Origin of the sequence: Trinickia terrae, from assembly GCF_005144415.1 — a bacterium.
Taxonomy (GTDB): domain Bacteria; phylum Pseudomonadota; class Gammaproteobacteria; order Burkholderiales; family Burkholderiaceae; genus Trinickia_A; species Trinickia_A terrae.
Genome location: NZ_SWJE01000070.1, coordinates 1 through 261, shown reverse-complemented (window position 1 = coordinate 261; position 261 = coordinate 1). Strand labels below are relative to the sequence as shown.

1 protein-coding gene is annotated in these 261 nt (G+C 66.3%); it reads right to left on the bottom strand.

Annotated features, from left to right (window positions below; genetic code table 11):
* Nucleotides 1–261, bottom strand: a 261-nt coding sequence (gene ccsA / locus FAZ69_RS33110) for a cytochrome c biogenesis protein CcsA (protein WP_169708849.1), incomplete at both ends; no start/stop codon positions are given.

Sequence of the window (261 nt, the reverse complement as noted above, 5' to 3'; positions counted from 1 at the left end):
CTTCGGGTCCCAGCTCCAGTAGCCGCCCCAGGCCTCGGCCGCCCACAGCGCGCCGAGAATCGTCGCGATCGTGAAGAAGGCGAAGCCGACCGCGATCGACTTGTACATCACGTCGTCGAGCACGTCGAGCTCGGGCAGGCGATCCGCCAGCACGCCCCGCTCCTTCATCAGGTACGCCACCCCGACCATCGCCGACAGCGCGAAGCTGCCGTAGCCGATGAAGTTCGCCGGCACGTGGATCTTCATCCACCAGCTTTGCAG